Source organism: Enterobacter sp. Ap-1006, from assembly GCF_011752835.1.
GTDB lineage: Bacteria > Pseudomonadota > Gammaproteobacteria > Enterobacterales > Enterobacteriaceae > Cedecea.
This window is the reverse complement of record NZ_VWWU01000002.1, coordinates 131398-142146: the sequence shown is the minus strand read 5'-3', so window position 1 is coordinate 142146 and position 10749 is coordinate 131398. Positions and strand designations below refer to the sequence as shown.

The 10749-nt window shown below is 53.4% G+C and carries 11 protein-coding genes and 3 tRNA genes; 6 read left to right on the top strand and 8 right to left on the bottom strand.

The window, feature by feature from the left end:
• The first annotated feature begins 6 nt into the window (after positions 1 to 6).
• Both sufE and ldtE read left to right on the top strand, forming a co-directional pair.
• Complete coding sequence (gene sufE, locus F3J28_RS08015; protein ID WP_008456507.1) at positions 7 to 423, top strand: cysteine desulfuration protein SufE; 417 nt, start codon at positions 7 to 9, stop codon at positions 421 to 423.
• A gap of 109 nt (positions 424 to 532) precedes the next feature.
• Positions 533 to 1531, top strand: coding sequence for a L,D-transpeptidase LdtE (gene ldtE, locus F3J28_RS08010; protein WP_166874780.1), 999 nt, complete (start codon positions 533 to 535; stop codon positions 1529 to 1531).
• A 65-nt stretch (positions 1532 to 1596) separates the two neighbouring features.
• Here ldtE and F3J28_RS08005 read toward each other — a convergent pair whose 3' ends face one another.
• From F3J28_RS08005 to F3J28_RS07995, 3 genes are all read right to left on the bottom strand, one after another.
• The gene (locus F3J28_RS08005) at positions 1597 to 1833 is read right to left on the bottom strand and encodes a major outer membrane lipoprotein (RefSeq protein WP_008456504.1); all 237 of its coding nucleotides are present in this window, start codon (positions 1831 to 1833) and stop codon (positions 1597 to 1599) included.
• A gap of 309 nt (positions 1834 to 2142) precedes the next feature.
• On the bottom strand, positions 2143 to 3555 hold the full coding sequence (gene pykF, locus F3J28_RS08000) for a pyruvate kinase PykF (protein WP_166874778.1): 1413 nt from the start codon (positions 3553 to 3555) through the stop codon (positions 2143 to 2145).
• Positions 3556 to 3926: 371 nt separating this feature from the next.
• Positions 3927 to 4003: transfer RNA gene (locus F3J28_RS07995), tRNA-Val, on the bottom strand.
• Positions 4004 to 4218: 215 nt separating this feature from the next.
• On the opposite strand from F3J28_RS07995, the gene F3J28_RS07990 reads away from it, so the two are divergent.
• Complete coding sequence (locus F3J28_RS07990; protein ID WP_166874775.1) at positions 4219 to 5319, top strand: FAD-dependent oxidoreductase; 1101 nt, start codon at positions 4219 to 4221, stop codon at positions 5317 to 5319.
• 36 nt (positions 5320 to 5355) lie between these two features.
• Here the strand turns inward: F3J28_RS07990 and F3J28_RS07985 are convergent, their stop codons facing one another.
• Positions 5356 to 6279, bottom strand: a complete 924-nt coding sequence (locus F3J28_RS07985; protein WP_166874772.1) for a LysR family transcriptional regulator — start codon at positions 6277 to 6279, stop codon at positions 5356 to 5358.
• 72 nt (positions 6280 to 6351) lie between these two features.
• Between F3J28_RS07985 and F3J28_RS07980 the strand changes: the two genes are divergently transcribed.
• The gene (locus F3J28_RS07980) at positions 6352 to 7284 is read left to right on the top strand and encodes an alpha/beta hydrolase (RefSeq protein ID WP_166874769.1); all 933 of its coding nucleotides are present in this window, start codon (positions 6352 to 6354) and stop codon (positions 7282 to 7284) included.
• 97 nt (positions 7285 to 7381) lie between these two features.
• The gene (locus tag F3J28_RS07975; protein WP_286178047.1) at positions 7382 to 7747 is read left to right on the top strand and encodes a RidA family protein; all 366 of its coding nucleotides are present in this window, start codon (positions 7382 to 7384) and stop codon (positions 7745 to 7747) included.
• 34 nt (positions 7748 to 7781) lie between these two features.
• On the opposite strand, the gene F3J28_RS07970 is transcribed toward F3J28_RS07975, so the two are convergent.
• The 4 genes from F3J28_RS07970 to mdtK form a co-directional block, all read right to left on the bottom strand.
• Entirely contained in the window at positions 7782 to 7922 is a 141-nt protein-coding gene (locus tag F3J28_RS07970; protein ID WP_008456485.1) for a hypothetical protein, read from the bottom strand.
• 200 nt (positions 7923 to 8122) lie between these two features.
• Positions 8123 to 8199 (bottom strand) — tRNA-Val (locus F3J28_RS07965).
• A 17-nt stretch (positions 8200 to 8216) separates the two neighbouring features.
• Positions 8217 to 8293, bottom strand: a tRNA-Val gene (locus F3J28_RS07960).
• A gap of 154 nt (positions 8294 to 8447) precedes the next feature.
• A complete protein-coding gene (mdtK, locus tag F3J28_RS07955) occupies positions 8448 to 9821 on the bottom strand; it encodes an MdtK family multidrug efflux MATE transporter (RefSeq protein WP_166874765.1) in 1374 nt (457 codons plus the stop codon).
• A 237-nt stretch (positions 9822 to 10058) separates the two neighbouring features.
• Here mdtK and F3J28_RS07950 point away from each other — a divergent pair, with 237 nt between their 5' ends.
• Complete coding sequence (locus tag F3J28_RS07950; RefSeq protein WP_008456483.1) at positions 10059 to 10703, top strand: riboflavin synthase; 645 nt, start codon at positions 10059 to 10061, stop codon at positions 10701 to 10703.
• The last annotated feature ends 46 nt before the right edge of the window (positions 10704 to 10749 follow it).

Sequence of the window (10749 nt, the reverse complement as noted above, 5' to 3'; positions counted from 1 at the left end):
ACGGTCATGGCCACGCTGCCGGATAAAGACAAACTACTAAAAAACTTCAGCCGCTGTGCGAACTGGGAAGAGAAGTATCTCTACATTATCGAACTGGGCAGCCGCCTGCCGGAACTGGCGGCTGAGCAGCACAAGCCTGAACATATTATTCAGGGCTGCCAGAGCCAGGTATGGATAGTCATGCACCAGCAGCCCGATGGGGTGATTACGCTGGAGGGTGACAGCGATGCCGCTATCGTTAAAGGGCTGATCGCTATCGTATTTATTCTTTATCAGCAAATGACGCCGCAGGATATCGTGGCGTTTGATGTGCGCCCGTGGTTTGAAAAAATGGCGCTCGCACAGCATCTGACGCCGTCCCGCTCTCAGGGGCTGGAAGCGATGATTCGCGCAATTCGCAACCAAGCCACCAATCTCATTTAAGTTAGCTAAACTTAATCATACCTATGGTCCTGTTTTGCGAGGCGGTTTTCTGCCTCGCTTGTCTTTCAGCCTGCTGGCGCTCGCCAGCGCGACTACAGGAATAAAAAGTATGAAATACGCGTCTTTACTCACACTGGCCATTATCGGCGCTCTGAGCGCCATTCAGCCCGCTTTAGCCCTGGATTATCCCTTACCGCCGGAAGGCAGCCGCCTGATTGGCCAAAACCAGACTTATACCGTACAGGAAGGCGATCGTAACCTGCAGGCTATTGCCCGGCGTTTTGACACCGGTGCGATGCTGCTGCTGGAGGCCAATAACACCATTGCGCCAGTGCCTAAACCTGGCACGGTGCTGACCATCCCCAGCCAGCTGCTGCTGCCGGACGTGCCGCGCGAGGGGATTGTGGTGAATCTTGCCGAGCTGCGGCTGTATTACTTCCCGCCGGGCCAAAACATTGTGCAGGTTTATCCGATTGGTATTGGTCTGCAGGGGCTGGAGACGCCGCTGATGACCACCAGGATCGGGCAAAAGATCCCTAACCCTACCTGGACACCTACCGCCGGTATTCGCCAGCGCTCCCTGGAAAAAGGGATCAAGCTGCCGCCCGTCGTGCCTGCCGGGCCTAATAACCCGCTGGGGAGATTCGCCATGCGGCTGGCCTACGGCAATGGCGAGTACCTGATCCACGGCACCAGCGCGCCGGACAGCGTGGGGCTGCGCGTCAGCTCCGGTTGTATCAGAATGAATGCCCCCGACATCAAAGCCCTGTTTGAGCAAACGAAAACTGGCACGACGGTGCGGGTGATTAACGATCCGGTGAAATTCTCCGTTGAGCCAAACGGCGTTCGCTACGTCGAAGTCCATCGGCCGCTTTCTCAGGATGAGCAGCAGAACACGCAGACTATGCCTTACGTGCTTCCCGCTGGCTTTAGCGAGTTCCGGGCCGGTAGCGGCGTGGAGAAAGCGTTAGTGGAGAAGGCACTATACAGGCGTGCGGGGTATCCCGTTGTGGTCTCTGCGGGGCAAACACCTGCGGCAACGATGGCGGTACAGTCGGCGAGGAATGGCGTGGTAAATGCTGAAGAGGCGACTAGCGCGACACAGTAGCAGGTGGGGATAAATGACAGGCAAAAAAATGGCGCACATTGTGCGCCATTTTATACCAGTGACTCTTACTTACGGTAAGAGTGAGCCTGGTTGTCCAGACGCTGGTTAGCGCGAGCGGCGTCGTCTTTAGCAGCCTGAACGTCAGAACGCACTGCGTTCACGTCGTTGCTCAGCTGATCAACTTTAGCGTTCAGAGTCTGAACGTCAGAAGACAGTTGATCGATTTTAGCGTTAGAAGAACAACCTGCCAGCATAGTAGAAGCCAGGATTACCGCGCCCAGTACCAGTTTAGTACGATTCATTATTAATACCCTCTAGATTGAGTTAATCTCCATGTAGCGTTACAAGTATTACACAAACTTTTTTGTGATGAGAATAATTTTTTGTCGGGAATACCCCTAAATTTGATCGTTCGCTCAAAGAAGCACCGAACGGAGCCGGAAAGTTAAAAAAAAGAGAGAAAACAGGGGAATTTCATCGGATTCATCTTAATTAAGAGTAAGCTTAAATAGTAAAATCCGATTTGCATTTTTATTAAGATCTGACTGCAAGTGATATAAAAAAAGCGCCCGGAGGCGCTTTTTTGTTAATTAAACTTGTTAACAAGTCAATTACAGAACATGGACCGAGGCGGTGTTAGTGGTGCCGCTTGGGACCAGCGCACCAGAAACCATCACCACGATGTCGCCTTTACGAGCCAGGCCGCTTTCCAGCGCCACTTCTTTACCCAGGCGGTAGAAGTCGTCGGTGGAGGCAATTTCTTTCACCATCTGGGTGACAACGCCTTTGCTCAGCACCAGCTGGCGCGCGGTTACTTCGTTGGTGGTCAGCGCCAGAATAGTCGCGTTCGGGAAGTATTTACGCACGGCTTTAGCGGATTTACCGCCCTGGGTGGCAACCACGATCAGCGGTGCTTCCAGTTTTTCTGCGGTTTCAACGGCGCCACGGCAAACGGCTTCGGTGATGCGCAGTTTACGGCTGTCGTTGCTGTTGTCCAGGCGGCTGGTCATCACGCGGTCGGTACGCTCGCAGATAGTTGCCATGATGGTCACAGCTTCCAGCGGGTATTTACCTTTTGCAGACTCACCGGACAGCATCACTGCGTCGGTGCCGTCGATGATGGCGTTAGCAACGTCACCGGCTTCTGCGCGGGTAGGGCGCGGGTTTTTGATCATGGAGTCGAGCATCTGGGTTGCGGTAATAACCACTTTACGCGCACGAACGCATTTCTCGATCATCATCTTCTGCGCGAAGATAACTTCTTCCACCGGGATTTCAACGCCCAGGTCGCCACGAGCAACCATGATGCCGTCAGAAGCTTCGAGGATTTCGTCGAAGTTGTTCAGGCCTTCCTGGTTTTCGATCTTGGAGATGATCTGGATCTTCTCGCCGCCGTGGGCTTTCAGGTGCTCACGAATTTCAACCACGTCAGAACGCTTACGGATGAAGGAGGCTGCCACGAAGTCAACGCCCTGTTCGCAGCCGAAGATCAGATCCTGTTTGTCTTTCTCAGCCAGAGCTGGCAGCGCGATGGACACGCCCGGCAGGTTAACGCCTTTGTTCTCACCGAGGTCGCCGTTGTTCAGCACTTTACAGATAACTTTGTTGCCTTCGATGGCGGTGACTTCCATGCCGATCAGGCCATCGTCCACCAGAACGGTGTTGCCCACGGTCAGGTCGTTGGTGAAGCCTTCGTAGGTCACTGCGACGATTTCGCTGTTGCCAACCACGGATTTGTCGGTGGTGAAGGTAAAGGTCTGGCCTGCTTTCAGGGAGACGTCGTTACCGCCTTCCAGCTTGATGGTACGGATTTCTGGCCCTTTGGTGTCCAGCAGGATAGCGGCTTTTTTACCTGTTTTAGCAACGACGTTACGCAGGTTTTTGATGCGCTGGCCGTGTTCTGCATAGTCACCGTGGGAGAAGTTCAGACGCATAACGTTCATGCCCGCGTCGAGCATTTTAGACAGCATCTCTTCGGATTCGGTTTTTGGACCGATGGTGCAAACGATTTTAGTCTTTTTCATGACAGTCTTATCTATAAGTTGAGGAGGAATGTTGAAATCGTGTTCCGGGAGACCGGGCTGCCGGAGCTTAAAAGAATACTGTGGTGTTGAAAGTGGCACCTGGTAAGGATAGGTGACAGAAATAAAGCGTGCAGAGGAAAGTGTGCTTGTGGTTCAGCAGGGGAAAGCGTTAGACGATGTTGTTGTATAAAAAAGGAGTCCAATGAGCTGAAACCATTCAAGTTAAGAACGGGCGTAGTATAGATAAATCTGGCTGGAAAAGGAATCAAAACCGTTGATTCAGCGACGGAGTGCACAGTTTTACAGCGAGTTGTTATCAGGGCGTTGCCAGATGTTTGAGCGTTTTCAGAGATGATGAAAATAAAAAGAAATGGTGCGTTCAATTGGACTCGAACCAACGACCCCCACCATGTCAAGGTGGTGCTCTAACCAACTGAGCTATGAACGCATTTAAGACGATTTATAAAACGATAATCGACTGAATTTATTATTGTTTTATCTTCTTTGGCGAGAAGTGACAACATTATGACGGGCAATCGGGATGTTGACAAGCCCCGTAGAAACTGTCCGGTGAATGTTTGAGCTTTTTATGCTTGTTCTGGCTGGTGTTTCAATCTGGCTGCTGATAAAACCGTTTCTTCTCCGACAGTCAGAGGCATTTTTATGATAACCATTATTGGTGCTGGTGTAGCGGGGCCGCTGCTGGCTTACATGTTACACCGCCAGGGTATTGCGGTCTGTATTCTTGAGGCTGATGCTTCTCTCGATTCACGCCATCAGGGTGGCATGCTCAATCTGAACGAAGGCACGGGTAAACCTGCACTTCGAGCGGCGGGATTGTATGAAGCCGCAATGGCTCTGGTGTTGGAGGGGGCGGATGCAACTCTGATGCGTGATAAAAACGGCCATATCTTGTATCAGGATGAAGGTGATGGCTCCCGCCCGGAAGTTGACCGCGGCGCGTTGCGCAAACTGGTGGTAGAGGCGTTGCCCAAGGGGATCATTCGTTGGAACAGTCGGGTAACGTCCGTCGAACGACAGGGCACAGGCTTTCTTCTCCGGCTAGAGAACGGCAGTACACATGTTTGTGATGCCCTGGTAGGCGCCGATGGTGCGTGGTCGAAAGTCAGGCCTTTGTTAACGGAACAGAAACCGCTTTATTCCGGAATAACCTTTGTTGAGCTGCGTTACCCGAACGTAAGTCAGCAATATCCTGCGGTGAAAGCGCTGGTGGGCAAGGGGTCGCTGTTTTCTCTGAGTGAAGGCCGGGGCATCATGGCTCACTGTGAACCTGGAGACGAGGTTTCAGCCTATGCCGCCATACCCGTACCGGAAGCGCAATCGCGCAGAACCTTTACTCGTGATGAATTGGCTGAACACTTCCGTGACTGGGGTGAATGCTACCGCGAGATGTTAGTGCAAAGTGAGGGGCCGATGGTTGCCAGGCCAATCTATGTGTTACCTACCGCGGAGTTCTGGAAGGCAGAGGGAAATGTGACCCTGATTGGTGATGCCGCGCATGTTATGTCACCTTTTGCCGGGGAGGGCGTGAATCTGGCGATGGCGGACGCCGTCGATCTCGCCTATGCCATCATTTCCCAGCCTTCCTGCCTGGAAGGTGCTTTTAAGGTATATCAGGAGGCAATGGCTGCACGAACCGTTCGTTTTCAGCAGGAGTCTGCCGCGAATTTTGCCATGGGGTTTGCGGCTGATGCGCCGCGGGAACTGCTGGTGTTATTCACCGGGTTAGGATCGCAGGATTAGGGCCTGTAATTCCCAAATCATTTCATCGGGATGTTGTTAATGGTCCATATGCTTCACCAGGCTGTCGATAAACAGCCTCACTTTGGCTGCCAGATGTTTCCGATTAGGGTACACCACGTTCACGCTCAGTGGCGTGCCCCCTAATTCAGGCAGTACAGGCACCAGTGTGCCCTCTGCGACATGCCGGGCAACGAGAAAAGCTGGCAGAAAAGCGATGCCTAAGCCTGCAACAGCGGCGGCGCAAATAGCCTCTCCGCTGTCGAAGCGGATCCTGCTGTGCCCTTCAACCAACACGCTCTCATTGCTGGCCGTGAACAGCGCCCAGTTTGCCGTTTGAGGGCTCAGGCCGTAAATCAGCCGCTGGTGAAGGCGAAGATCTTCTGGCGAACCTGGTATACCTGAACTGGCCAGGTAGTCCGGAGAAGCAAACAGATGAGGGCGAATGCGCTGCACGGTTCGTGCAATAAGCTGTGAATCTTTCGGTAAATCACCCAGTCGGAGGCAGAGATCAAACCCTTCCGCGACGGGGTCCACCACGCGGTCGGTGAAATTGACTTCAATATCCAGTCTCGGGTAGGCCGCCATGATGTGCTTCAGAAAAGGCAGAAGCACTACTTTGCCCCACGTTTCCGGGACGCTGAGCCGAAGCACTCCGCCGGGGCTGGAAAAATTCTGCCGGACACTCGCCTCTGCTTCTTCAATATCCTGCAAAATCTGTGCGCAGCGTTCATAAAAACCGTAGCCATCGCGGGTCAGGGCGACGCTTCGCGTCGTACGGTGAAATAGCCGCGTTTCCAGCTGTGCTTCAAGGCGTGCAATCGCTTTTCCTGCGGCGGAACGGGTTAAGCCCAGCGCCTTTCCTCCGGCGACAAAGCTCCCGCTTTCCACGATAGCCACGAAAACTCGCAGGCTGCCGAGATCGAGGTCTGAATGGCTTTTAGTACCTGTGCGGAGCGGCATTGGCGAACCTCTTTCGTCAAATCATTAAGCATAATCTTTTTTGTTTAATAACAGTAGACAATGGAGAAAGAAATGCTTCCTGATAACGCACAGGCAGCCCTTAGGGGCTGGATAAAAGCCGCCGGGCCGGTTGTGAAGAAGGTATATGGCCAGTCTGATGCTGACTGGAAAGCGGTTCGGGCTGACTATGTGAAGCAGCTGGATGAGTTGTTCCCTGCCGTGGAGGGCGTAGCCTTTGCCGATGCCAGCCTGGGTGGTATTGGTGCGATGTTGGTCACTCCTGAGGAAGTCATTGAGGGTCGGGTGATGATTTATATTCATGGCGGAGGCTATGTTCACGGTGGGGTCGAAGCTTATCGGGGATTAACCGGGCGTTATGCTCGTGCCTTGAAGGCTAAAGTATATGCGGTAGATTATCGTCAGGCGCCTGAGTTTCCTTTCCCGACGCCAATTGATGATGTCTTTCAGGCCTACCGAGCCTTGATTGAGCAGGGTACAAACCCGCGCTCGCTGATGATTTCGGGGGATTCTGCCGGTGGGGCGATGGTTGTCACGCTGATGCGTAAAGCGCGCGATGCTGGCCTGGCATTACCCGCCGCCGCAGTAGCTATTTCACCGTGGGCTAACTTAACGCATAGCGGCGCATCTGCAACGGTGCGGGATGGGCTGGACCCTTTATGCAGCGTAGCTTTCCTGAACCAACTGGCCCGAAGTTTCCTTGCCGGAGAACTGCCCACCCATCCGGATGCTTCTCCGGTTTTTGCCGATGTACAAGGCCTTTCTCCCACGCTGATACAGGTTGGTGAAAACGAGGTGATGCTGAGCGACGCCATTCGCCTTGCATCCCACATGAGTGAGAGCCGGGTTCGTACCACTCTGGAAGTTTGGCCGGAAATGTTTCACGTCTGGCATTTGTTTGCCGGGATATTGCCGGAGGCAGACCAGGCGCTACGAAACGCGATAAGATTCTTCGAAGATGCGCTAAACCCGGCCAACATCGGGTGAGATAAAAATGATTCATTTGCAGGCGCGTGAATTGCGCGCCTTTAAATAATTGGGAGAGACAGTCGTGTCAGACAGAGAAATTATTATGCCGCCTTCCATGCAAGTACTTGCTGAACGGGCGGGATATGCACCTGCGGTGGTGGTAGGTAACACGGTTTATTGTGCCGGGCAGGTTGGGCGCACGCCTGATTTACAGGTGATAGCTGAGCCAAGGGCGCAGTTTATGGCCTGCTGGGAAAACCTGCGTCTGGTCCTTCAGGCCGCGGGCTGCAACTTTGAAGACGTTGTGGAAATGACTACTTACCACGTAGACATGAAAGAACACATGGCTGTTTTTCGGGAGGTGAAAGACGAGCTGTTTCCGCGGGGACACTGTGCCTGGACCTGCGTCGGGGTGTCTGAACTGGCTCGCCCGGGGCTGCTGGCGGAAGTGAAATGTATTGCCGTGAGAAGAACGGCGTAACATAAAAAAACCGGCTGAGTAAGCCGGTTGTTTATCAGATTTTGCAGGCGTCACCGCAGTCGTCATCGGCCACAACGGCCTGAGCTTTTTTGTCTGCGTCTTCCTGGCGCTCCGCGTTGCGCGCTTCGGCTTCATCTAACCCGGAAAACACCAGATTATTGAGATCGATTTCCATAAGTTACCTGTCGTGGTTTAGTGAATAACTCGCTTTATGATATGCAACCTTTCGGGGTTTCGCATCCCCAAACACCGGCGGACGCTCAAAACGCTAAAAATGACGTTTTCATGCGCTACGGACTTGCGTGTAAAAATGAAATTTGGAATTTATCAGCTTGAAGAAAAGCGAGTTAAAGAAGGGAACTGCTTTAGCAAATATGGTGCGTCCGAGTGGACTCGAACCACCGACCCCCACCATGTCAAGGTGGTGCTCTAACCAACTGAGCTACGGACGCACTGATATATTTGAAAATGGTGCGTTCAATTGGACTCGAACCAACGACCCCCACCATGTCAAGGTGGTGCTCTAACCAACTGAGCTATGAACGCATTGTTGTCTTGGCGACAGCGGGGACGAATATTAGCGATACACCTCGGGGCTTGCAAGGGAAAACTCGCAATTTTATTCCAGATTTCACACGATTGCCGAGCATCTGCGCAGAATGGAGAGAAAGTAGCCGCGGATGCGGCTACCGTTGTTTAATTAACGAGCGGCGCGCTGCAGGATTGTGACGGAAGGCTGACGCTGCAGCCAACGCATACGCAACATCATCATGATCGCGGCGGAAGTCAGGCCGATAATAAAGCCGATCCAGAACCCGGCCGGGCCCATCGGTTCGACGACCCAGTCGGTTAGCCCCAGAATATAGCCGGCTGGCAGCCCCAGCACCCAGTACGCGATGAACGTAATAAAGAAGATCGAGCGGGTATCTTTGTAGCCACGCAGAACGCCGCTGCCAATCACCTGGATTGAGTCGGATATCTGGTAAATGGCCGCCAGCAGCATCAGATGCGCCGCCAGCGCGACAACTGCCGGATTGTCGTTGTACAGCAGAGCAATGTGCTCCCGGAAAATAACGGTAAACAAGGCAGTGCACATCGCCAGGCAAATGGCCACGCCAACCCCGGTGCGGGCGGCGATTTGTGCATCCAGGGTGGAGCCCTGCCCAAGACGGAAACCGACGCGAATAGTCACCGCGGCCCCTAAAGAGAGCGGCAGCACAAACATCAGCGAGCTGAAGTTGAGGGCAATCTGGTGCCCGGCAACGTCGGTGATACCCAGCGGAGAAACCAGCAGGGCGACAACGGCAAACAGCGTAACTTCGAAGAACAACGCCAGTGCAATCGGCAGCCCGAGCTGGCTTAGGCGCTTAACCACCGCCCAGTCCGGCTTGCTGAAACCTTCCGGGTTTTTGATGTCGCGCATCGAACGCGCTTTCTTGATGTAAGACAGCATGCTGAAGAACATCACCCAGTACACCGCCGCCGTTGCCACGCCGCAGCCCACGCCGCCCAGTTCAGGCATGCCGAAATGGCCATAAATGAAGACGTAGTTAACCGGAATATTGACCAGCAGGCCGATAAAGCCCATCACCATACCTGGCTTGGTTTTGGCCAGGCCTTCGCACTGGTTACGTCCTACCTGGAAGAACAGGTAACCCGGCGCCCCCCACAGCAGCGCGCGGAGATAGCGAACGGCTTTATCCGCCAGTTCAGGATCGATATTGTGCATAGCGTGAATGATATGGCCCGCGTTCCACAACACCACCATCACCAGCACGGAAACCATGCCAGCCAGCCAGAACCCCTGGCGAACCTGGTGCGCAATGCGGTCACGGCGTGCCGAACCGTTGAGTTGCGCAACGGTTGGCGTTAAGGCCAATAGCAGCCCGTGGCCGAACAGAATAGCGGGCAGCCAGATGGAGGTGCCGATCGCCACGGCGGCCATGTCGGTGGCGCTGTAGCCGCCGGCCATCACGGTATCGACGAATCCCATTGCAGTTTGAGCGACCTGCGCGATGATGACAGGTATCGCCAGGGCAAGGAGCTGGCGAGCTTCGGTGAGGTACTTCTGCATGATTACACCTGATTATTTTTATATGTATGAGAGACTAAAAAAGCCGCCAAAACAGGCAGCAAGAAGATGAACTGGGGAAATAACCAGTCTATTGTAGCGGGAGTTTATTTATACGCCAGTCAAAAATAGAGTCAGCGCACGCCCCGCACTGGCAAGCTGATTTTCCAACTGCTAAAGTGCGAAAATGTCTGTTAATGGCGGTAGCGTTACCGTCTGCGAATTGCCAGGAGTTTTTAGATGTTTACAGGTATTGTGCAGGGCACGGCGACCCTGGTTTCCATCGATGAGAAACCGAATTTCCGCACCCACGTTATTGATATGCCGACTGAAATGCTGCCAGACCTCGAAACCGGGGCTTCGGTGGCGCATAACGGCTGCTGCCTGACCGTAACCGAAATCAACGGCAATCACGTTAGCTTTGATTTGATGAAAGAGACGTTGCGCATCACCAACCTCGGTGAGCTAAGCGTGGGCGACAGCGTGAACGTTGAGCGTGCTGCCAAATTTAACGACGAAATCGGCGGACATTTAATGTCGGGTCATATTATGACCACGGCCGAAATTTCAAAGATTCTGACCTCAGAAAATAACCGCCAAATCTGGTTTAAGATTCAGGATAAGACCCTGATGAAATATATCCTTTATAAAGGTTATGTGGGCATCGACGGGATCAGCCTGACGGTGGGTGAGGTGACCGCCACGCGTTTTTGCGTGCATCTGATCCCTGAAACACTGGAGCGCACTACGCTTGGTGCTAAAAAACTGGGGCAGCGCGTGAACATTGAAATTGACCCGCAGACCCAGGCAATTGTCGACACCGTTGAACGCGTGCTGGCGAGCCGTGAAGCGGCAATAGCAGCGGCGATTCCCGCTAGCGAATAAACATTCTTTAGCCATTAAAAACGGGGCCAGTTGGCCCCGTTTCTCG